Annotated in this window: 39 protein-coding genes and 6 pseudogenes; 1 reads left to right on the forward strand and 44 read right to left on the reverse strand. The window is 33.3% G+C overall.

Features of this window, described 5'->3' with window-relative positions:
* Positions 1-66 precede the first annotated feature (66 nt).
* The 20 genes and pseudogenes from PWK10_RS11260 to PWK10_RS11350 all read right to left on the reverse strand — a co-directional run.
* Positions 67-375: pseudogene (locus PWK10_RS11260) on the reverse strand (HK97 gp10 family phage protein); the annotation flags it as partial.
* Positions 376-426: 51 nt separating this feature from the next.
* Positions 427-726 (reverse strand): hypothetical protein, encoded by a 300-nt coding sequence (locus PWK10_RS11265; RefSeq protein ID WP_274766102.1) that lies wholly within the window; start codon positions 724-726, stop codon positions 427-429.
* Positions 723-1,196 (reverse strand): DnaT-like ssDNA-binding protein, encoded by a 474-nt coding sequence (locus PWK10_RS11270; RefSeq protein ID WP_274766103.1) that lies wholly within the window; start codon positions 1,194-1,196, stop codon positions 723-725. The genes PWK10_RS11265 and PWK10_RS11270 overlap by 4 nt, the downstream gene beginning before the upstream one ends.
* An 80-nt stretch (positions 1,197-1,276) precedes the next feature.
* Positions 1,277-1,510, reverse strand: coding sequence for a DUF2829 domain-containing protein (locus PWK10_RS11275; RefSeq protein ID WP_274766104.1), 234 nt, complete (start codon positions 1,508-1,510; stop codon positions 1,277-1,279).
* Between the two features lie 49 nt (positions 1,511-1,559).
* Positions 1,560-2,030, reverse strand: a complete 471-nt coding sequence (locus PWK10_RS18755) for a major capsid protein (protein WP_342455776.1) — start codon at positions 2,028-2,030, stop codon at positions 1,560-1,562.
* Positions 2,027-2,518, reverse strand: coding sequence for a hypothetical protein (locus tag PWK10_RS18760; RefSeq protein WP_342455505.1), 492 nt, complete (start codon positions 2,516-2,518; stop codon positions 2,027-2,029). Before PWK10_RS18760 ends, PWK10_RS18755 begins: the two co-directional genes overlap by 4 nt.
* A 25-nt stretch (positions 2,519-2,543) precedes the next feature.
* Entirely contained in the window at positions 2,544-2,708 is a 165-nt protein-coding gene (locus tag PWK10_RS11285) for a hypothetical protein (protein ID WP_274766105.1), read from the reverse strand.
* Complete coding sequence (locus tag PWK10_RS11290; protein WP_274766106.1) at positions 2,693-3,157, reverse strand: phage scaffolding protein; 465 nt, start codon at positions 3,155-3,157, stop codon at positions 2,693-2,695. The genes PWK10_RS11285 and PWK10_RS11290 overlap by 16 nt, the downstream gene beginning before the upstream one ends.
* A gap of 137 nt (positions 3,158-3,294) precedes the next feature.
* Positions 3,295-3,474: a hypothetical protein gene (locus PWK10_RS11295; protein WP_274766107.1), complete on the reverse strand. Its 180-nt coding sequence runs from the start codon at positions 3,472-3,474 to the stop codon at positions 3,295-3,297.
* Positions 3,464-4,624 (reverse strand): phage minor capsid protein, encoded by a 1,161-nt coding sequence (locus tag PWK10_RS11300; RefSeq protein ID WP_342455777.1) that lies wholly within the window; start codon positions 4,622-4,624, stop codon positions 3,464-3,466. Before PWK10_RS11300 ends, PWK10_RS11295 begins: the two co-directional genes overlap by 11 nt.
* Positions 4,625-4,748: 124 nt before the next feature.
* Positions 4,749-4,889 carry a hypothetical protein gene (locus PWK10_RS11305; protein ID WP_274766108.1) on the reverse strand — a complete coding sequence of 47 codons (141 nt, stop codon included), beginning with the start codon at positions 4,887-4,889 and terminating at the stop codon, positions 4,749-4,751.
* Complete coding sequence (locus tag PWK10_RS11310) at positions 4,889-5,470, reverse strand: phage portal protein (RefSeq protein WP_342455778.1); 582 nt, start codon at positions 5,468-5,470, stop codon at positions 4,889-4,891. The genes PWK10_RS11305 and PWK10_RS11310 overlap by 1 nt, the downstream gene beginning before the upstream one ends.
* Entirely contained in the window at positions 5,425-5,649 is a 225-nt protein-coding gene (locus PWK10_RS11315) for a hypothetical protein (RefSeq protein WP_274766109.1), read from the reverse strand. The genes PWK10_RS11310 and PWK10_RS11315 overlap by 46 nt, the downstream gene beginning before the upstream one ends.
* A gap of 136 nt (positions 5,650-5,785) precedes the next feature.
* Positions 5,786-6,322: a phage portal protein gene (locus PWK10_RS11320; RefSeq protein ID WP_274766110.1), complete on the reverse strand. Its 537-nt coding sequence runs from the start codon at positions 6,320-6,322 to the stop codon at positions 5,786-5,788.
* A gap of 4 nt (positions 6,323-6,326) precedes the next feature.
* Positions 6,327-7,588 (reverse strand): annotated as a pseudogene (locus PWK10_RS11325) (PBSX family phage terminase large subunit).
* Positions 7,589-7,592: 4 nt separating this feature from the next.
* Positions 7,593-7,763, reverse strand: a complete 171-nt coding sequence (locus PWK10_RS11330) for a hypothetical protein (protein WP_274766111.1) — start codon at positions 7,761-7,763, stop codon at positions 7,593-7,595.
* Positions 7,760-8,242 carry a hypothetical protein gene (locus PWK10_RS11335; RefSeq protein WP_274766112.1) on the reverse strand — a complete coding sequence of 161 codons (483 nt, stop codon included), beginning with the start codon at positions 8,240-8,242 and terminating at the stop codon, positions 7,760-7,762. The genes PWK10_RS11330 and PWK10_RS11335 overlap by 4 nt, the downstream gene beginning before the upstream one ends.
* Before the next feature lie 140 nt (positions 8,243-8,382).
* A pseudogene (locus PWK10_RS19900) lies at positions 8,383-9,110 on the reverse strand (terminase small subunit).
* Positions 9,023-9,262, reverse strand: a complete 240-nt coding sequence (locus PWK10_RS11345) for a phage terminase small subunit-related protein (protein ID WP_274766113.1) — start codon at positions 9,260-9,262, stop codon at positions 9,023-9,025. Before PWK10_RS11345 ends, PWK10_RS19900 begins: the two are co-directional and overlap by 88 nt.
* Before the next feature lie 74 nt (positions 9,263-9,336).
* Positions 9,337-9,663: a hypothetical protein gene (locus PWK10_RS11350; RefSeq protein ID WP_274766114.1), complete on the reverse strand. Its 327-nt coding sequence runs from the start codon at positions 9,661-9,663 to the stop codon at positions 9,337-9,339.
* Between the two features lie 126 nt (positions 9,664-9,789).
* On the opposite strand from PWK10_RS11350, the gene PWK10_RS11355 reads away from it, so the two are divergent.
* On the forward strand, positions 9,790-10,002 hold the full coding sequence (locus PWK10_RS11355; protein WP_274766115.1) for a hypothetical protein: 213 nt from the start codon (positions 9,790-9,792) through the stop codon (positions 10,000-10,002).
* 35 nt (positions 10,003-10,037) lie between these two features.
* Here the strand turns inward: PWK10_RS11355 and PWK10_RS11360 are convergent, their stop codons facing one another.
* The 24 genes and pseudogenes from PWK10_RS11360 to PWK10_RS11475 form a co-directional block, all read right to left on the reverse strand.
* A complete protein-coding gene (locus PWK10_RS11360) occupies positions 10,038-10,412 on the reverse strand; it encodes a hypothetical protein (RefSeq protein WP_274766116.1) in 375 nt (124 codons plus the stop codon).
* Positions 10,413-10,588: 176 nt separating this feature from the next.
* Entirely contained in the window at positions 10,589-10,765 is a 177-nt protein-coding gene (locus PWK10_RS11365; RefSeq protein ID WP_274766117.1) for a hypothetical protein, read from the reverse strand.
* Positions 10,766-10,917: 152 nt separating this feature from the next.
* Positions 10,918-11,439: a hypothetical protein gene (locus PWK10_RS11370; protein WP_274766118.1), complete on the reverse strand. Its 522-nt coding sequence runs from the start codon at positions 11,437-11,439 to the stop codon at positions 10,918-10,920.
* A 12-nt stretch (positions 11,440-11,451) separates the two neighbouring features.
* Positions 11,452-11,709, reverse strand: a complete 258-nt coding sequence (locus tag PWK10_RS11375) for a hypothetical protein (RefSeq protein WP_274766119.1) — start codon at positions 11,707-11,709, stop codon at positions 11,452-11,454.
* Positions 11,703-11,969, reverse strand: coding sequence for a hypothetical protein (locus tag PWK10_RS11380; RefSeq protein WP_274766120.1), 267 nt, complete (start codon positions 11,967-11,969; stop codon positions 11,703-11,705). Before PWK10_RS11380 ends, PWK10_RS11375 begins: the two co-directional genes overlap by 7 nt.
* A gap of 33 nt (positions 11,970-12,002) precedes the next feature.
* Positions 12,003-12,443 (reverse strand): hypothetical protein, encoded by a 441-nt coding sequence (locus PWK10_RS11385; protein WP_274766121.1) that lies wholly within the window; start codon positions 12,441-12,443, stop codon positions 12,003-12,005.
* A gap of 14 nt (positions 12,444-12,457) precedes the next feature.
* Complete coding sequence (locus PWK10_RS11390; RefSeq protein WP_274766122.1) at positions 12,458-12,820, reverse strand: hypothetical protein; 363 nt, start codon at positions 12,818-12,820, stop codon at positions 12,458-12,460.
* Between the two features lie 64 nt (positions 12,821-12,884).
* Positions 12,885-13,109, reverse strand: coding sequence for a DUF5651 domain-containing protein (locus PWK10_RS19905; RefSeq protein ID WP_446715372.1), 225 nt, complete (start codon positions 13,107-13,109; stop codon positions 12,885-12,887).
* Between the two features lie 29 nt (positions 13,110-13,138).
* The gene (locus PWK10_RS11395) at positions 13,139-13,354 is read right to left on the reverse strand and encodes a hypothetical protein (protein WP_274766123.1); all 216 of its coding nucleotides are present in this window, start codon (positions 13,352-13,354) and stop codon (positions 13,139-13,141) included.
* 149 nt (positions 13,355-13,503) lie between these two features.
* Positions 13,504-14,042: pseudogene (locus tag PWK10_RS11400) on the reverse strand (Holliday junction resolvase RecU).
* Between the two features lie 32 nt (positions 14,043-14,074).
* On the reverse strand, positions 14,075-14,425 hold the full coding sequence (locus PWK10_RS11405; protein ID WP_274768246.1) for a MazG nucleotide pyrophosphohydrolase domain-containing protein: 351 nt from the start codon (positions 14,423-14,425) through the stop codon (positions 14,075-14,077).
* 41 nt (positions 14,426-14,466) lie between these two features.
* The gene (locus PWK10_RS11410; protein WP_274766124.1) at positions 14,467-14,631 is read right to left on the reverse strand and encodes a hypothetical protein; all 165 of its coding nucleotides are present in this window, start codon (positions 14,629-14,631) and stop codon (positions 14,467-14,469) included.
* A gap of 7 nt (positions 14,632-14,638) precedes the next feature.
* Positions 14,639-15,124, reverse strand: coding sequence for a hypothetical protein (locus PWK10_RS11415; protein WP_274766126.1), 486 nt, complete (start codon positions 15,122-15,124; stop codon positions 14,639-14,641).
* Positions 15,125-15,215: 91 nt separating this feature from the next.
* Positions 15,216-15,526, reverse strand: a pseudogene (locus PWK10_RS11420) (single-stranded DNA-binding protein); the annotation flags it as partial.
* Entirely contained in the window at positions 15,523-15,921 is a 399-nt protein-coding gene (locus PWK10_RS11425) for a hypothetical protein (RefSeq protein WP_274766127.1), read from the reverse strand. The pseudogene PWK10_RS11420 and the gene PWK10_RS11425, both read right to left, overlap by 4 nt.
* A complete protein-coding gene (locus PWK10_RS11430; RefSeq protein ID WP_274766128.1) occupies positions 15,918-17,117 on the reverse strand; it encodes a DnaD domain protein in 1,200 nt (399 codons plus the stop codon). The genes PWK10_RS11425 and PWK10_RS11430 overlap by 4 nt, the downstream gene beginning before the upstream one ends.
* Before the next feature lie 42 nt (positions 17,118-17,159).
* Complete coding sequence (locus tag PWK10_RS11435) at positions 17,160-17,888, reverse strand: phage antirepressor (protein ID WP_274766129.1); 729 nt, start codon at positions 17,886-17,888, stop codon at positions 17,160-17,162.
* A gap of 23 nt (positions 17,889-17,911) precedes the next feature.
* On the reverse strand, positions 17,912-18,151 hold the full coding sequence (locus PWK10_RS11440; RefSeq protein WP_274766130.1) for a LysM peptidoglycan-binding domain-containing protein: 240 nt from the start codon (positions 18,149-18,151) through the stop codon (positions 17,912-17,914).
* Positions 18,152-18,293: 142 nt separating this feature from the next.
* Positions 18,294-19,054 (reverse strand): annotated as a pseudogene (locus PWK10_RS19910) (recombinase RecT).
* Positions 19,055-19,146: 92 nt separating this feature from the next.
* The gene (locus PWK10_RS11455; RefSeq protein ID WP_274766131.1) at positions 19,147-19,329 is read right to left on the reverse strand and encodes a hypothetical protein; all 183 of its coding nucleotides are present in this window, start codon (positions 19,327-19,329) and stop codon (positions 19,147-19,149) included.
* Positions 19,330-19,333: 4 nt separating this feature from the next.
* The gene (locus PWK10_RS11460; RefSeq protein ID WP_274766132.1) at positions 19,334-19,483 is read right to left on the reverse strand and encodes a hypothetical protein; all 150 of its coding nucleotides are present in this window, start codon (positions 19,481-19,483) and stop codon (positions 19,334-19,336) included.
* 348 nt (positions 19,484-19,831) lie between these two features.
* Complete coding sequence (locus PWK10_RS11465) at positions 19,832-20,035, reverse strand: hypothetical protein (RefSeq protein ID WP_274766133.1); 204 nt, start codon at positions 20,033-20,035, stop codon at positions 19,832-19,834.
* On the reverse strand, positions 20,032-20,211 hold the full coding sequence (locus tag PWK10_RS11470; RefSeq protein ID WP_274766134.1) for a hypothetical protein: 180 nt from the start codon (positions 20,209-20,211) through the stop codon (positions 20,032-20,034). Before PWK10_RS11470 ends, PWK10_RS11465 begins: the two co-directional genes overlap by 4 nt.
* A 4-nt stretch (positions 20,212-20,215) precedes the next feature.
* Positions 20,216-20,356 (reverse strand): Com family DNA-binding transcriptional regulator, encoded by a 141-nt coding sequence (locus PWK10_RS11475; RefSeq protein WP_274766135.1) that lies wholly within the window; start codon positions 20,354-20,356, stop codon positions 20,216-20,218.
* Between the last annotated feature and the right edge of the window lie 13 nt (positions 20,357-20,369).

Consider the following 20,369-nt stretch of genomic DNA (forward strand, 5'->3'; position numbering starts at 1 on the left):
TCGGTTCCTAATAAACCGATGTTTTGTTGCTGTAAATACTGTCCTATATCATCAAGCAGCATTTAATCACCCCTTTTCAAGGGTATCTTTTATTGCTTTTTTAATATATTTACTATACTTCCCTTTATTTTGTTCAAAAGGAACTTCTAAAAACTTTGCTCTACCACCTTTAGGGTGCTTAAAATGTAATCCCTCATGTTGTCTTCGTGCATAAGGCAAATCATAGCCCACTAAAACAGACATTATCCCTATGTTATATTTTGTATAATCTATTGTTACACTACAATTTCTTCTTAAATCTCCTGAATCAATAGGAGCTTGTTCTGCTGACTTGCCTTGCAAATCAGCACCACAAGTTAATAAGGCTTTTTTGCTGCTTCTCTCACTATTTCTTTTGCTAAATTACCTTTCCATTTAAGTTTATAATCACTCACTATACCCACACCTTCCTAAAAGAAAAACACCGTCCAAATCAACGGTATCTGAGTAATTCATAACATTGTATTGCTTTCCTTCATATTCAAGCTTATCATCAAGCCCTACTTTTTCTTTTAGATAAAATACTCCTTGCGATACTGATTCTTTCCCTTGCTTATCTCTTATAAGCTTCATTCTTTCCTCATATCTACACTTAATTTCAACTGCTGGAGCATATACAGGTTGCCCATAAGCATTATTACCTGTTTTCCTATACCATTTAACATTTTGATTAAAGTATTCCTTCATCTAATCACCACCGCCCCAGCAATATAAGGCTTCAATAGTTCTAATGCTTCTTTACTAAGTAGCTTCCCATACCCTTTATATTCTTCTGATACATCACCAAAAGTCACTCTAACTACATTCTGTTCTTGTGCTTTAGTCCTTGCACTATTCCCATATTTAAGTAATGCTAAAGCTTCTTCGCAAGTTGCGGCTTTAACTTCGTCTGGAATTGTAGGCTGTTCTATCACTCCGAAAAAACCTATTCTTTGTCCAACATTAACTACTATCCTTGGAAATTGAAGTATCTGCCCTGGTTCTGCTTTTGTCCCTTTAAAACTTAATCTATTTATTCGTCTTGTTGCTTCTTTGAGTGCTTTTTCTTTTGTTCCTTGGTCTGTTCCTGTCCATTCGTTGCAGTAGAGTTTTCCTCTAAAATATTCTTCTGCCCATTCGAGTGTGCAGAAGCTGTCGACTCCTTCTGTGAGTGCCATTGTGCTTCACTCCTTAATTTTTCTCTTCGCATTCTATTGAACGCTGTTACACTCATTATACCACTCCTAAATTATTTTTATTATTCTACAATTTCCCAATCCCCAGCTAACATATCTGTTTGAGATGCTACCCAAGGAACATACGTGTTTTGAGCTGTTTTCATACATATAAATGGCTGCATAATCTTGTCGTCTTTTATAGGTGTATTTGCAAAGTTCTCATATAACTCCAACCACATCCCTTTTCCGTTCCAGCCTTTTCTTGTTACTTTTTTCTTTTCTATTAACGCTTCTAATGCTTTACTAAAATTCATTTATTTTGCACCTCCAATTATAATGAGGCAGGCTTGACCTGCCCCATTATCATATCTTATGTTTAAATGCAACTATTCTGATGTTCTTATTTTCATATACTCTATTCCAATTTGCAGCTGTAGCAAGTTCAGCATTTGATGGTGAAGAATCTGCAACTGATGCTGATGTAAATGCAACCCCTCTTGGATGTAATATAAATGTCTTTCTATTGATTAAATAATCTTCACCAGCAAGTGAATCTCTGTCTGTTTCTGTTGCTACAAATCCTACTGGATTCCCACTACCATATGCTATTGCTCCTTCTCCAAAGATATAAGTTGTAAATATACCGTTTTCGTATGGGCATCCATCATCAACAATTACCCTCTTGCCCATGTATGTTTTAATTGAAGGCGAGCCATCGGAAGGCTGAACAGTTTGAATTAAATTTTGCTTTGCAAGAGCAGCTTCAACTGCCGAGTGCATTACTATTGCAGTAAGTTTTTCTTTCGCATCTCCAAGCTTTTGAACTGCATCTATAAATGTTGTAGCTGTAAACTTTGCTGCATCGCCTGTTCCCCAGAAATGTCATGAACATTACCTGACATGCTTGCTGATGCAAAGACTCCTTTTAAAAGTGCAAGTAATATCCTCTGCATTTCTCTTGCCCAATACCCTGCTACTAAATCACCAATAGCTCTCATAGGGTCATCACCTGCAAGGTTTGCAGCTAAATCATTTGCTGCCCACGCATTGCCTCTTCTTATAATTACTGCTACATCTTGTCCAGTAGTAATTTTATTTGGAACAAGAGGAGTTTGATCGCTCAATACCTGAGAATCGCCAGTAAGGTCATTCCAGAATGGCATGTTTATAGTTTTTGCTCCTGCTGATGCAAGCCTGTCGAATTCTGGCAAATGTGAAATAATACCACTTTGGTAGATAGCTGATAGTTCTGCTGTCCTTTGAATGACATAAGGATTAAACACTTCTGGAACTATTACGTCTTGAATTTTTGTAATTGGCATAATCTATTCCTCCTTTTGCTTATAGTTATTTTACACCTGCTGCAGCCTTAAGCTGCTCTGCTAATGCAGGATTTTCTTTTAAAATTTTTGCTTGTTCTGTTAAGTTGAATGTTTCTTTTGCCCATGGGTTTTTAATTGTTGAATTTGTTCCACCTGCAGGATTTGAACCACTACCTATTTTGCTTTGCACTTCACCAAATAAAAAGCCTTTGATTCAGCAATTGATTTTAATTGCTCATCAAGGCCTTCGATAGATCCATCTTCTTTTAGTTTTAGTTTTGACTTATCAATAAGCATAGAAACAATATCTGGGTCTTTTGCATTAGCTTTAATTGCAGCCATTTTTATTGCTGCAGTTAAGCTAACATCTTTTATCTTATTCTCTGATTCTTGAAGTTTCGTTTGGAGCTCCTGAATTTGATTTTGTAATTCTTCATTACCTTTTGCTTGTTTTTTCATCTCTTCAAGTTGTTTGTTTAAATCATCAGCTTGCTGCTTATAAAGTTTCTTCTGTTCGTTAATCTCATCAAACTTTGCCTTTGGGATATATGAGCCATCGTTTAGTATTAGCTCCTTATCCCCTATTTTTTCTTTTACTTGCTTATAAAGCTCTTCGCCTAATAGTTCTTTTAAGTCCATAACGTTTACCTCCTTTTTTATTCCCACTTGCCTTTTATGCTGGTCGGCTCCAGCTGCGGTCTTGTTCTTTAGGCCCTACAATACCAAAAAGGGCAATATAAAAAGCACCTGCTGTTGCAAGTGCCCAATAGCAATATTTAATCTATATGGTTTTCACAATCAAAACAAATTTTTTCATAATCTTGTATTGCATCTATTTTATCATCTATAGTCGACTTATCTATTAATCCTTCAACAACAAAGCATATTTCATGGCAATAAGTTCTGGTAATTGTTTTCTTTAAAAGAGGACATAAAATATAATCATCAGGGTTCATTTTTACTCAATACCTCCATTAACTTTTTAATTTTTTCATCATACTCTTCTCTTTTGTAAACAGTTTTTAATGTTCCTTTTATATCCACATATGAAGCTCCTTCTTGACTAAAATATAATCTCCTTTTCCCATTCCATCTTGATATGCATATAAATGATTCATTAACATATTTTTGAGCATCGTCTAAACTTATATTTCTCTCTTTTAGTCTTTGTAAAGCATGTTCATCAACATTAACTATAGTTATCGGTTTGTTATCTACTACTTCTCCTCTAATGTTTAATTCTTTTAATATATTGTTTAATTTTATTATATCATTACCACCATCATTTGTCATTACAACTTCCTTTTTACTCTTAATGTATTTCTCAAATTGCTTTATTATACTTGCATCTTTACCAGTTGGTCTTTTACCTTCTTTTTCATAAGAACTTTTTAATCTTTCTGCAGCCTTAATCTTATCTTCTAATGGTGCATTTTCATTATATAATACTTCCCTTGCTTTGCGTCTATTACTTTGAATAGTTACCTTATCCCTCATTTCTTTGTAAGCTTCTTTTTCTTTCTCGCTACGTGGGTCTTTTGTAAGAGAAGTATTGCTAAACTTTTCTGTTTCTTCTGCATTATCGTCAAATTCTCTTACATAAGGATGAATCGAGTGCCTGCAATTAGGGTGGATTGGTGGCCTATATCTATCTTCAAGCTTTGGATAACGCTTATCTTTACCACTTATACTAAACACTTTACCTTGCAGCGGTGCACATTTTTCACATGTTGGATAATGTGTTGACATTTTTACTAAGTCAATTCCTGCTTCCTCACAAGTATTTAATGTCGCAACACTTGCTATTTCCGCTGTTGTCGTTCTTGCAACCATTTCTGCGTATCTATCGAATCGCCACTCTCTACCTAACTTATCCTTAAATCCTGTAAGACCTTGTGTTAATAATTTCTGCTGCAATTCCTTTACCATGTCCTTTACTGTTTGCCCTGCTGCATATTTTTTAGCTGATGCTTCAAGTGCAGCTTGCCTATAATAATCATTTACCCTTCTCCCTGCATATTGCGTTGCTCGCCTTAAATTATCATGCATATTCTGTGCAATTACATCTATTGCTCTTTGATGAATCTGTGCAAACTCTGGTCTTATCTCTTTTGCATCCCTACTTTGTTAATGTAAGCCAATACCTGCGTGTAATTCTCTTGATAAACTTGAGGTATAACTTCCTGTATCCACTTTGCAGCATCTTTATCTATTTGATTGAGTATTTGCATTATTTGCTTAAGTTGGTCTTTATAAAATACTGTATTTTGTTTTTGGCTTCCTTTTGTAATAACACCTTCAATACTTCAATAAAACCTTGTCTATATATTTCAACCAAAGCCTGTATTTGCTTTTCAACATCAAAAGGCATTATTCTTCACCGCCTGTTTGTTCTCCTTGTTGTAAGTTAACTTTAAACAATGCTGGAGCTTCCTGATTAGCTTCAACTGCTATTTTGGATAATTCTTCTCTTAGAGTCTCTGCGTCAAACTCAAACAAATGTTTTAATGCTGTCTCCCTTGAAATTAATCCATTTTGGACTAATGTTGAATAAATTTCGGCCTGTTCTTTTTCATCATTTGGCAAGCCATCTTTCCACATAATATTAATATTTTCTAACTTAACCCCTTTTCCTAAATTAGCATCAAGCTGACTTGCTATGTTTAATACCTTTTTAATTGCAGGATCAAGTCTCATTCTAATTCTGTTCACTTTTGATAAAGGTGCCATCATTAGACGCCTTAATGCTGTTCCACTCTCTGCAAGGCCACTTTTAAGCTGTCCAAACGCAGCTGCACTCGTTTCTGATAATGCATAAAATTGTTCTAATAGCTGCTCGATGTGTTTAAATGCAGCATCAAGCTTTCCATCCCATGTGACATATCCAGGCGGCTCCTCATCTCGTCCTAATGGGAAGTATTTTCCCCTCCTTTTACATACCAGTTGCCGTATTCATCTTGTTCAAGTGCTGTATCAGGACCATACATGTTAGGATCTGCATGTTTATCAAGTATCCTGCTTATTTGTGATAATCTAATTTCAAGCTCCTGAATAATACTATCTAAATCTTGATAATCGTCTAATCCATAAGCTCTGTCGCTTGTCATCAGATTGTGAACAGGAATAACCAAAAATCATCAATTCCTGTTTCTTGCTCTTCTGGTAGTTCAGGATAAAATGTTACAAGTGGCAGCTGTAATTTTATAACGCCATTATCAAGTTCAAAAAGCTTATTTGTTATTTTGCCTTTCTCATGTATTTCAACTCTTAAAAATATTCTTTTTCTCTGCCCCCAAATAGTGTTTTTTCTGTTATTTCAAATGTCCATGCTATTACATGCGCTTGAACATCTTTTATATTATCTGGGCTAACTACTGGGAACCATAAAGAAGGTGGCACTGCTTCTATAATTGGTCTTTTATCATATCTAACCTTAAATATACCTGTTCCGTATCTTGAAATATCTAAAGCAACTTCGTAAGCAACATTGAAAAAATCATTATCGTTTATTATTTTTTCTAATTGCTGCTGCTCTTTTGATTTTTGCTCTCCTGCTGTTATCCTTGGCCTTTCTCCTAAAAGTAAATCCGCCCATAATGTTGATAATCTTTTCGCCCAGTTAGTTACAATAAAAACTGCTGTATCATATTCATCCCTATATAATCTTCTAACCCAATCTCCAAATACTAAATCATGATATCCTTCAAAAAGGTTTTTATTTGCTTCATATCGTCTTAATCTCTCTATTTCACTTTCTACAGGCCAAGGCTGCCCTATATCTATTTGATTTAAACTTGTTAGCATATCATCACCATCCTTGTGGCTTACTTATGATTGGCTTTCTGCTTAGCATTTCATCCTCTAAAGCATACCTAACTGCGTCAATACTGTGATTATTTTTATCTGGATAATCAGCTTTAAAGTTTCCGTTGCTGTCTTTTTCTAATTCATAATTTAAAAATTCTCTTAATGTATTAGAGCATCTCTCAGGATCAATTATTATTTCTTCTAAATCTTGTAAAAATTTAATCCCATATTCTACGCTGTCTGGGCCCTTCTTGGCTGGCTTTACTCGTAATCCATATTCTTTTAATTCTGCTATTGACTTTGGTTCTGCACTATCTGCTGTTATCCAACCATTTGCAGTATTCTCTTTTTAATAAGCTCTGCTGCTTTCCTATTACTTAACCCTACTTGATGTATTTCATAGAAGATATATAGTCTTCTACGTGTTTTATCATAATGACAAACTGAATAATGTAAAGGATCCACTGCATATCCAAAGTCTAATCCTCGTTTTATTCTGTCAAATGTTTTAATTTCTTCATCCGTTATCTTCCTTGCAGTAACATTAGTGAATATTTCTCCACCTGTTCCTGTTACTTCTCCTAAATATTCATGTCTGTATGCCTTTTCATTAACCTTTTTAGATGTTCAGCTTCAATAAAAACTGCTCCCAAGCCATTCACGAGGAACAGTTAAATAAGTGCTGTGGTGCACTTTTCTATCTTCTCTATCAATCAAAACTTCTTCATTTACCCAGCTTCTAATACTATTAGGTGGATTGTAGGTGTAGAATACAACGTATTGTTCTCCACCTCTCATTAGAGACTGGTTAATCATTCTTATTTCTTCCATTCCGTTGAACTCGTCAACTTCTTCATACCAAATAAATTTTATATATCCTTTACTTACTTTTGTTGATTTTATCTTTTTAGGTTTATCCGCACCCCTAAAAAGAATCTTTTGTCCTGTTGGAATATATGTCAATTCCATAGGATTATGTTTAATATCCCAATAATCACTAACTTGCAGCTTTTCTATTGCCCATATAAGCTGTTCAAATACACTATCTTTAAGTGTTTCTTTTACTTTTCTTAACACTACCGCATTAGCTTTTGGATCCTTCATTATACCAAGTATAATTTCAACACTAACAAATGATGATTTTGTTGACCCTCGCTATCGACCGCCCTTCAACCAATAATGTGTATATAACCCCTTTTTTATTTCTTGATGAATTTCATAAAATAATGGGGCAATTAAATTTGTTAATTTGATTTTAGGCATGGCATCACCCCCAATATATTTTTTCCGCTTCCCTTCTTCTTGCTATTGCTTCTTCTAATGTTTTAAAATCACCAACAAACATTCTTTTCCCATTAACACCTATTCTCACTCTGTAAACATTCCTATTCTTGTCAAAGACAATACCGCTTGCTCCATACTTATTTTTCGAACTCAACCTTTTATTTTTGCTTGTTGACTCCATGTAACCCATCTACAATTTGAAGGTTCATAATCTCCATTTACATCAATTCTGTCTATTGTTAAATTATCATTATAACCATTATTAATTGACCAATCATAAAAATTCTTAAAATCTTTTTCCCATTCCTCACAAACACGTATACCTCTCTCACCATAATTGTGGTATTCTTTATTATTTAAGTCGTTGCACCTCTTCTTCATATCTAACCAACACTCATAAATCCTTGTCTTGGTCATTCCATGTATTCTATTAGCTTTTATGCTCATTTCTCTATTATAACAACCACAACTTGTAGTTTTCCCTGACCTTAAGTTTTCTCCAATCACAACCGTTTCATTTCCACAATCACACTTACAAAGCCACAAAGCCTTCCCTCTTTTGTTGGTACTATGGTATCCTATTACACTTAATCTCCCGAAAACTTTTCCTGTTAAATCTATTCTTCTAGACATATTTTATCACCTCATTATTAGTATACCATAGTATTTTCTGTGTTGCTACCTCATTTTATTTAAACCAATAGTGAGTATATCTATTATTTTTTATATCGTTGTGTATCTCATAAAAAGAAGGTGCAATAAGTTCGCTTAATTTAATCTTCATCAGTATCATCATCCTTAATATCGTCTATAATCGTAACTCCTGTATCACCATTAATATTGGTCTTCCCCTTTTCTAATTCAAGCTTTTCCTTTGCAATTTTCAATTTTTCTTCCTCAATTCTTCGCTTAAACTTATCAGGGAATAAATCAAAATATTCTGCAAGCTTATCAAGAGCTTTCTGTCTATCCTCAAGTTTAATACTCATTCCCTGCTTGCCTGTTTTTATTTCACAGATTAGTGAGCCATCTACCTGTGAACTATCCTTAAAATCAATGTAACTTTTTCTTATTGTTACAGGATTACCATTAGCATCATAAACTTGCTCTCCATATTTAATAACTGGTTCCTCTTTGGTTCCAAACTCAACAAAATCTGTCATATCTGCGAATGCTATTTTTATATATTTATTCAGTATATCCATGGCATCAATAAAAAGTTCCTCAGTCATCTTGCCTTTGAGTTTTTTATTTCAGCTGCAACCTTAGGATTTCTTAGTAAGTCATGTCCTGTTACATGTGCACTATTTGGTGCATATCCTGCCTTTATCGCAGCCTGAGTAGCATTAAAATTTTTTACATAATAAAGGCAGAAAAGCCTTTGTTTTTCAGTAAGTTCAGGATTGTCTATCTCTATTTCATCAATAGATTTTTCTTCTGTTCTATCATCTTTTTTAGTAATAGTAACGTTACCATTATTTTTGGTAACGCTCCTTTTAATTCATCATCCCATTTATCTTGACTTTTCCACTTTCTTATTTGTGAATCTTTAAATCCAAGCTGTGCAGCAATATCTTTTAATTTCATTTGGCCATTCGAATTTATATACATTTCTTTAGCTTTTTCTCTATCTGGACTTCTCTGTCTTGCCATATCACCACCTACCGCTAATTGCTTATTCGTTTTTTGCATGAAAAAAGAGCTCGGTTAGGAGCTCTTTCTAACTTTCAGTAATATAAAATAAATGTATAGGTTTCTGAATATGACTTAAATAATCTATACTTACATAAATTATTTCCATAACTATACATAAACTTCGTAATTTCAGAAATTTCAAAGATTTGTTCATTACCATCATCATTTATCACAAATAGCTTAATGTCAATTTTATTATTATTAAAACTTACTTCAGCATTTTTTAATATATAAGTAGGAGATTCATCTTCTGAAATATCTGGATTCATCATCAATCTTATTTTCTTTCCAAAACCTTTATTTAAATCTGACTCTAGGTCAAATATATCTTCTTTTACGAGATTATCAATTCTATACATATATTTTTGCCTCCTTTCTTTTGTTATAAATATTCTCTATAAAAAGAGATTTCCTGCTATTGTCGAACGATTTTTGCAGGAATTCCCATTTTATGGAGAAATATAGGAATGAAAGGAGGTGATATTATGCGTCGTTACCAATGGCCCTTTAATGGCAAAAGGTTTATTGGAAATACCAATACTAATGAAGTACATGATTTAGATAATGAAAAATCGGGATGTAAAATAGACCAAATAAATCCACTTCATGTGAAAACTTTTGACCCTGATACTTTATCTGAAGCCAAAAGACAAGGCTTCGATAATTGTGCTTACTGTATTGGTAATTCCAAATATTAATCAATTTGCGGTAGAAATATTAAATCTACCGCTTTTTAATATTTCAATAATCTTTTGAATAGCCTCTTTTTTATTCTTAGAATTCTTATTGATTCTTCTTCTTTTGCTTCTTTATTACGAGGATGCACTTCTATTTCTAATTTCCAATCAACAAAATATAATCCATCATAACTTAATCTGTGCCACTGATATATATTTATATTACATTCTTTGAGTTCACTATTAAGCTCCAATAACCTTAACATCAACTTTATCCATTTATTTTCATCAGTCACTTTAAAAAATATTTCGCTTGTGTAAGTTAAACCATGTCCTATACAGCAACCAATAGTGACTAAGCAATTTGTTTTATTAAGCTCATATATAAGCGGTCTTAATTCAACATCTATTTTCTCATAAGGGATTTTCATAGAATTACTCCTTTTTTATTTATTTTATGTAATTTTTATCTGCCTAAACCTTAATGACACTTGCTTAATGGCTTCCTGCAGTATTGGCAACGATACCCAAAACCTTTTGTATAAACAATTTTATGTCTGAGCCATAAGAAACATCTATCAAGCTTCATTCCTATCACCTTCCTCTTTCATTTAATCTGTCTAAATGCTCCTCTGTGTCTTTTATACACATGTATTCCACCTTGCATAAGCTCCTGTATATCATAAAAGGAGAGGTGTTCCTGCTTCCTCTCCTTCTTCTCATGCTTATTTAACTTTCTATAAACATCTGGCTGTTTATCCTTTATTATCTCTCCTATTTTCACCTCTCCCACTCCTTTCGGGTAAAATAAAAAGCAGCCCGGGGATTAAGGCTGCTCTGGTTGGGGGGTAATTTAGAAATACTTTCAAACTTATCATCATACTTAGAATATCATATATTCTTTTTAATGAACGTCAATTTCTCGTCAAAAACTCGTCATGAAATATTCATCCACTTTGCTATTGCTTCAACAACTTCCTTTCTTTTTCTTCTTACTGTTGCCTCTGCCATATTCATTCTTAATCCTATTTCTATATTGCTTAACTTTGGCCATGTCCCATATTTTAATTCAACAAGTTTCTTTGCCTCTTCTGAAAGTTGGGTAATAGCAAATTCAATATTTGATATTTCATCTTCTATCTGGTTTATTCTGCGTTTTGTTCTTATAAGTTTTACTTTTGCCTGTTTTAATTCTCTTTCAAGCTTTTCTATTTCTTTTTCTAATTCATTTTCAATGTTTGATCTACATATTCCTCCTTGGACTCTATCCTTACTATAATCGATTGCTTTTATGTCAGCATCAATAACTACATTACAATTTATCATATCCTGCTCTAATCTGTATATTTTATTTTGTAACACCTCGACTCTGTAATTTAGTTTGTCTTTTAATTTTAGTTTTTCATAATATCTATACAACATTCCTTCTGTTTTTCTAAAGATTTCGTCTTTTATCACTCTGCCACCACCTTATTTAAGTTGTGCTATTGATTGTCCACATTCACTTGGATGCCCTTTGCAGGCGAATTTACATTCGCTTGCTCCAAGACAATACCAACAACACAAGTTTCCGCACTCTGAAATTGTATTTACCTTGCATTTGTATTCTACCCAATCACTTATCATCTTTTCTGCCTTTTTATCGCTATCTGATGAAACCGAAAATATCGAAAACATGAACAGCCCAAAAATTGCTCCCAACAACATCCCTAATACAAAATTTAGCATTTGTTTACCCTCCTAACATTACACTTTCTAAACTTTTCACCATTCAAATAAACTTGTCCACAATGTGTGCATAACATTATATCAATTTCTATCTTACCCCTTTTAAGAATCCCTTCGATTAACACCTCACCACATTCACACATAAAAGACTGCTTATATATAGCCATTGCTTTGTTGACTAATTCTTTATATTTCTTCATGTTTCCACCCAAGTAGTCAATTATAGCTCTATAAGCTAATTTTGCTGCTTCTGGGCTCATGCTTACTTTACCTCCTATAAAAACTTAATTGCTTTACTTGCACTGGCTGAACATTTTGCATCCTCGATGCTTTAACCTTTTGCATCGTGCTATAATAAGCCATTTCTTAATCTCTTCAATTATATCTTCTTGCCCTTGATAAACATTTTTACTTAATGAAATACTTCTCGAATTTGTCGGTAAAGAAATATGCATGCTATATTTATCTACTTTATCTGAATAATAAATATGGAACCTTATAATCCCTTTGATTGCTCCTTCCATTTTTGTTGGAATAACAACATCAAGTTGTGCATGAACTTCTTCTCTCCAGTCATATTCTCTTGAGTCTAATAAATTTACATCAGTGCAATAAAATGTGAAGCAGGGCAATAAAATATTCTCTGTATATTCTTCTTCAAAATCAAATGTCCTCTTGCAGCCATATTCTTTTAGCAGGTCGTGTATTTTATAAAACTTATCGTAATATTTCATCCCCTACATCTCCTTTAATCTTCTTTTCTTCCGTATTGTTCTTGTTCCTTATATGCCTTGCTATATAGACTTCTTAAAATTTCACATTCTTCTATTAAAACATCTACTGCTTTTCTTTCATTTAACACAAGCTGTTCTGCTGCTTTATATTTTGCTTCAAGCTCTGCTGTTTTCTCCATTGCATATATTTCGCATTCTTTAACTGTTGACTTCTCAAACTTAGCTTCAAGAAATGCTTTTGCATATGCTGCTTTATACTCTCTTATAGCATTCCTATACTCTTCTGCTCTTTGATTCATTCTTTCTCTAGCCTTGCCAAGTTCATTTTTAGTCCTAAGGAGCTCTTGTTCGAGCTCCCAAGGTGTTAAGTCTTTCATGCTCCCTTTCTCCTTTGCTTAAATTCTTTATACTCTTTAATTTTCTTATCATCTCTTTCAATGTTTATTTCATCATAAGCATAGCGACAGTTTCTTTTTCAAATGAACTATCTGGAACTTCATATTTGTCTAAAAGATCGTATAGCTTACACTCCTGATGATTCTTCCTGCAATTTTTACAATTGATATCTATTATTTGTTCACACCAGTTATAAAAATCTTCTCTATCAAGCTCAACTTTACTTAAGAGTTCCTTTTGTAATTGTTCTTTACTTTTCGTCTCAATTATTGCTACTTCACTTTTCTTTAAGTATTCAGCTACTTTTTAGCTGTTTTAGGGCTAAGTTCATTTACTTTCATTTCATAAAATTTACTAATGTATGTTTTTGCTAACTTAAGATTCTTCTTTTCCTCCTTAGAAAGCATCTGCCTTTTATCCCACAAATCAATTATTTTTTCTAACAAGCCCCACATTGTTGCAAGCATAAGAAAGTCATTCATTTCATCTGGTTGTAGATAATCTCTCTTAAACATCGTTATCCCCCTTTTAAAAATACTTAACTTTGTAATTTAACCTTTTATGTATTCTTCTAAATAGCTCATATCGGTATGCATAGAATTCTGATTCTTTCTTTTTCTCTTTTCTACGCTTGTCTTTTAAACACTTATCTACAAATTCCTCTTTAGTCATTACATGCATCTTTTATCCCTCCGCATTCTTCAAGCCCTTCTAAATAATCTAAAACAATTCCATCCCTGCTTTTAATTAACTTACAATTACATTCAAATTCGTTTAAAGGTATGCTGCCAAAACCTCTTTTACCTTTGTTTTCAATGTATTGCTTCCAATACCAGCTTAAAGTAGTCCAATCTAATCTATAAACCCTATTAAGTTTTTTAAAGTGTATTAGCAAAAATGCTTGTCCACCATTATTAACCCATCTTTCCATAAAATCTACTTGATGTGGCTTTATATTTTTCAGTGAAAATCTATCATCCTCACTCGTTTCTTTTGCATCAAATGCTATTGGAATTCCTTTATAAACTCCAACATAATCAAGTATGCTTTTTCATCATAAAATGCTCCAACGATATATCTTCCATTTCTTATCGGCTTCATCGGAGTTGCTATTTTGTTTATTTCAGCAATGCCCTTTATCTTATACGCCTTATTTGCTAGGTTAATCATATTTTCAAAAGCATCTCCCTTGTGATATCCCATTTTATCCGCTCCTCATAGGTAAGAATTTTTATTTAAAATTCCTTACCATGTTTATATGGTCTTTGTTTATTTCTTTCCATCTTTTTACGTATTTCGTCTTCTAAATCAATGTTTAATCCGCCACAAAGATCACCTAATCTAATTGCCACATCTGCAAGTTCTTCTTTGAAATTATCCATATCATTATGCCTTAATGCTTCCTGTGCTTCTCCAAGTTCACTAACTATAAGCATTAATCTGTTCCCTATCGCATTGTTTTTTAACATTCTTTGTGTTTCTTCATTTCCAATTTGAGTTTGCTCTATTTCTTCCCAATCTTCCCAAAATCCTTTATTCTTTGCATTCTGATGTGCTTCCTTGATAAGCCTTTTTATCGTTAGCATCACTTAAAACCTCCTCAATTGCTTTATGTAGCTCTATCCCTTCATTGTATAATTCCAGTATCATTTTTAACTTTTCCTTTGTTGTCATCCTCTATTGTCTGCCCCCTTTGTTTCATCATTCCTTTTACAATTTTTATTGCTTGCTCAACAGAGTATCCTTCGCTATACAATCTCCAAACTTCGTTTATCCAAAAATCATTCTTCATATTTTCATCACCACCCTGCCAACATCAAACCAACTGAAGCATTCTTTATAGTTTTTGTCTGAACTAAGAAAAAATCTTCCTTTATATCAATTACTCTTCCTTTGATTGTTGTAAATTGCCTTGCTTTTCCATCCGACTTTCCATAACAAGTCAGAATTTTCACTTTATCGCATACCATTAAATCTTTCTTTATTTCTCTTCTTTTCTTGCGTCCGTAATAAAGTTCTCCAGTTGTTTGTATATCTTCAAAATTGTTACCTCTACTTTTTATAAGTTCTACTTCGTCTATGAGCCTATATTGAACATTTTTAGGCCCTCCTATTATTTTTTCTATTGCTCCTATGTTTGCTAAAATTCTTAACCTGTTGTCAATCTCTTTTATACTAAGATTTGTTATTTCTGTAAGTTCTTTTCGTGTTCTTGTAGTTTTAAGTGCGTTCATAAATGCAACGTAGCTATCATATGTCGAAGCTTGAATATGCAATTTCTTCATACCCATCCCCCAAAAATAAATTTAAAAAGGTGTTTCCTCGTCTGTGATTTCAATAAAATCAACATTGTCGGTTTTCTGTCGGTTTAGGTTTGTCCAAAAATCTTACCTCATCAGCAACAACCTCAGTTATATATCTATTTGTCCCGTCCTGGGCCTGATACTTTCTCGTTTGTATAGAACCCGATATGGCAACAAGCCTTCCTTTAGTTAGGTTATTAGCAACTGATTCGGCAAGCTTTCTCCAGCAAACAATTGGGATAAAGTCAGCTCCCTTTGACCACTTTGACCAACGTATGGTCTATCTACTGCAAGTGTGAAATTGCCTATTGCTGTTCCTGTATTGGCTGCATACCTTAACTCTGGATCCTTTGTTAATCTTCCTATGAGTAACACTTTATTCATTTTTTACCTCCTAACACTTTTGCTAATTCGCAATCTTCTTCATGTTTATATGCTGCACCACACATAGGGCAATTACTAATAAAGCCATGTTCTGCTGCAAAAGAATGCCACTCAAGTTTTTCTAATACTTTTCTATAAGCCAATAGAGTTTCTTCTAGTTCCTCAATATTTTTCAACTCCTTAATCCACTTGTTCACTTCTTCTAATCGCTTCTCCCATCTGTCCCTTCCCTCGCAAGCCTTTTCAAGTGCTATCTTTGCATTGCGTATCCTTGCGTAGCTACCTTTACATTGCATCAAATTTTTGCTCTTTTTCACTACATCATCTTTTGCTTTTTTAAGTTTTTTCTCTATCTCAAGCTTTGCAAGACTTAGTATGAAATATCTGTCGTTCACTTAAGCACCTCCTCAATAGCTTTTAAATGCTTTTTTACCCATTTTATTTTTTCTTGTAACTCTATGAGTTCTTGCTTCTTTTCCTCTATTTTGTCATCTATGTTTGTTTTGTAGCCCGTTCGACCTATCAAATAATCGGTTGTCACACCGAAAAAATCGGCAAGTTTAGATAAAACCTCAATATCGGGTGTTCTTGTTCCTAATTCATAATTGCTAATTGATGCACGACCTATATTTAGTTTTTCGGCAAGTTCTTGTTGTGTTAATTTTCTTTCTTCTCTTAATTCTTTAAGTCTTTGAGAAAACATTAAATCACCCCTCCTTGAAAGGAGCATCTTCTCAAGCTCCTTAATATCGTATTTCCTTTGACCGCCATAGCTGTTGAAGTAATTGCGAGAATGATTAGGAGTGTTGTTACTATTTTGTTTGTTTTTCTTATCCTGCCAATCTCTTATATGAGCTTCTACATCTGCTTTTGTTTTTAGTCCTTGACTAAACCAACTATTAAGAATAGCATTGATATATTTAAAATTACGTTTGTTGTTTGTTACCGCTTCTTCTATTGCCATGATTATTACATCTGCATCTAAATCTTCTAACCATTGCATTATTTTTTCTGCTTCTATGCTTGTCATTAAGTGTATATTGTTATTAAACATATCTAAAATTTTCTGAAACTGTTGTTGCTTTTCTACTACTACAACATCATTATTTAGTTCTTTTCTTTTATTAGTTAAATCATTATTAGTATTATCATTATTTATTAGTTTGGGATTTTCCGTTTTCGGGTCAACCGTTTTTGGATTTTCCGTTTTTGGATTTTCCGTAAACGGTTTTTCCGTATGTGGTATAAAATCTTCCTCTACATAAGTTGCTTCTTCATCTTCCCCAACTATATCAACTGGAGCTTCATAGACTATATATTCATACCCTGCGAATTTACCTGCTTCTCTTTTCTTTTGCCTTGTGATATATCCATAATTGATTAGTTCTTTTATCCCACTCCTTACGCTATCTTTACCATCGGAAGAATGGCTAACAATTTCATCTTCATAAAAAATCCAATTGTCTGGTCTACTTAGCAAATAAACTAATATCCCTTTTGCTTTATAACTTAAACGATTGTCATATATTCCAAACTTATTAATCATAATGTAAGGATTATCTTTGTTTTTTCTAACTCTGAATATTGCCATATCCTCACTCCTTTGTATGTGGAGCAGGAGGCCCTGCTCCAGTTAGCTTATTTGTTCTTCTTTTTCTTTGTTATAAAGCTTTAGTAAGAATTCTCTTCCTAATTGTGTCCATCGCCTGTGATAGATTACTTTGCCATTATCTAAAACTTCTTGTTTGATTTCTACATAACCTAAATTTGCATATTTACTATAAAGAACCCATGTTCCATTCTGTTTGAATTGAATTTTCTTTTTCTCTAAATCTTCATTAAGTGCTATTGCTGACTTAAATCCTAACTCTTTTGCTATTTCTGTCGTTGTATAAGTTTTATTCACATGCATTAGAATATTGTTTATTCTTTCTGCTTCAAGCCTTCGTTGTTTTTCCTCTTTGTATTTCGTAAGAAGTTCAATCATAAAGTCTGGATCTTCAAGTGTTTTTTCTAGTACTTTATCTGTTACATAAATTCCATGTTTCCTAATATCTTTCAGAATCTCTTTAACTTTCTTTTTGAATAGCTTTGCTATAGGCTTTCTGCTCTGCATAAGAACTTCATATAAGCCATCTTCGGTTAAAAACCACATTTCTTGTTCTCCACCAGGGGTCGGAACATTCTTCCGAACCTTTTCATCCTCCTCAACTAAAGCTACTAACTTATGAACACTTGATAAATCGTAATCAATCCACTCTGCTACATCTTTGGCTAAAAACAATGGTTCTTCAGGTGTCCCAAAAATTCTAAATTTTCTTCCAAATAATTCTCTTTCATCTATAATTTTTAAATCACTCATATTGAACCCTCCCATCTTTAGTTCTATCTGATTGGTATCTCCAATACTTGTCCTGGTCTAATTACTGGTGATATCTTATTGTGCTTTTGAATTTCCCAAACAACTTTCCTTGGATCTTCGTTGGGTCTATACATCTTTGAAATCTTCCATAATGTATCTCCTGGCTGAACAACATGTATTTCATATCTTTGAATTTCTTTATTTTTCGATGTATAATTCATAAATAAAGTGGATATAATAATAACAGTGGAAGTAGCGACCAAAATCGCTTTTAAAAAGTTTTCCTTAGTAGCAATTTTTGGACCCCTTTAATTCAATCAGCCTTTGTGCTATAATGAGGGTGCAGGGAGTGGCCGCTCCGCACCAAACGGACTTCAGAAAGAGCCCTTTTGCCCAGGGCTTTTTCTATTGCCCTTCAAGTTCTTCGTTATTTTCTTCAAATGGTGTTCCTTCAAAGCTAATCTCTTCTTCAATGTTTTTTATCTCCTCATTTTCTGCATCTTTTACCTCATAATTTATTTCATAATTAGGATTATCAACATATTCACATTCGATTTCTTCTTTATTCACTCTATTAATTACTGCCTGATCTGCTTTAATCGCTGTCTGCATTTCTATTGAAAGTATTCCCCACTTGCTTAGTGTGTTCTTTAATACTGTCTTTTTAGCCATCTCATCAAAGTTAGTCTTCCATGGTCCGTTATTAAATGTCTTTGAGTATCTTTGTCCATGTGCTATAACTTTTTCAATTGGCCAATAGACTACCTTTTCAAATCCATTAATTAGCTGAAAGTATGCTGCATATCCTATAACCTTATCTGACTCTTTTGCATTAAAATCAAATTCTATTTCTTCCGTTAGAGGATTAAAAGATTTTAATTGTCCTCCTTTATTTCAATAACATTTATGCGTCTGTATTGCCCTGTCCTTAAAGCTAATTGCACAAATCCTTTATATCCTATCTGAAACTGTGCTTTTGATACTCCTTTTACTTTGTATGGAACTATATAGGCTAATCCTAAGTTAGGATCTATTGGTAAATCTAAAGTAGCTGCAACTGCTGCTGAAGCTAATATTGAACGTGGTTCACATTGTTGCAAATCTGTATTACTATTCACAAGATTGATTATGCTTGACATGAAAGCTGGAGCTCTTTTCCCTAATATCTCTTTAAACCTTTTTGAACATCTTCTTTTGAAAGCATGGATTTTACTTTTTGAATTGGTGCAAGTTGATTGTTCTTCACTTCCATCTCACTTTACCTCCTTTTAAAAAGCTCATCTTCATCAACAATTCCTGATACTCTTCCATGTTTGAGGACCATTGAATCCTCCATTTCCATATCCAACCTCCAAAGTTCTCTTGTGTTACCTTCTCTTTCAGCTCTTTCAACTGCTTTAAAATGCCTTTCTCTTATCTTTTGAATTGTTCTTTCATCCATAACCTTACCTCCTTTGCAAACATTCTTCTATTTTTTCTTTACCTAAAATCTTTATAAGCGAGTGTATTAGTTGCCAATCTTTAAAGTATTTGAGCAAATCAACAATCACTTGATCGCTGTCTATAACCTTGATTCTCATGTCTTGCTCATACATCTCACTTTACCCCTTTGTCGAAAAAAATTTGCAGGATTTTCCTCTTTCTTGTAGAAGTTAATCTACAGGAAGGAGGTGAGAATATATGGTTTATTTGATTAGTTATGATTTACATAATAGTGGCCAAAACTATGAAAAAGTAGAACAAGCGATTAAAAATTGCTCATATCAAAACATTTGGATGCATTTTTTATCAACAACTTGGTTAATAAAATCTACTCTTTCTGTAGACCAAATTTATAATGAAATCAAAAAGTTACAAATGAAAATGACCGTTTTATAATTATTGAAGTTAAAAATAACTCTCAAGGTTGGCTTGATAAAAAATATTGGGACTACTACCCTAATTTATTTACATAATTTAAAAACTGCTGTGATGATTTCATGTTCTGTTAATGACATTGCTAAATTATTGTTAAACCTGTTAATTAAATTGTTAATATCCATTCTTTCAAATTCTTCTTTTATTGATATCAACTTTCTAATATGTTTTTCTTGTAGCTTTAAATCTTTCGGCTGGGCTTTCTTCTCAAGTTCAGCCACTCTTTTCAAGCTCTGCTATCCTTTGCTCCAAGTTCATCACTTTGCACCTCCTTCATTTTTTTCTTTAGAATATTAACCATTGGTTTTAAATAAACTTCCTCTGGCATTTCGTCTTTCCCTAACACTTTCACATCTTTGCTATTGTTTTCTCTGTTATCTGTAATACTAATAAGCAAAACTTCCATTTTATCACCTACTTAACACTTGTAAACTTGCTAATGTTTTGCACCTTGTGCATTTAACCTGAGCTACCAATTCACCTTTTAACTTGTATTTGAATAACAATTTGTTACACTTGGGGCATCTAAAATCATCCATGTTCTCTAACATATCAATTCCTCCT

The sequence above is a fragment of the Caloramator sp. Dgby_cultured_2 genome, from assembly GCF_028872215.1.
Taxonomy (GTDB): domain Bacteria; phylum Bacillota; class Clostridia; order Clostridiales; family Caloramatoraceae; genus Caloramator; species Caloramator australicus.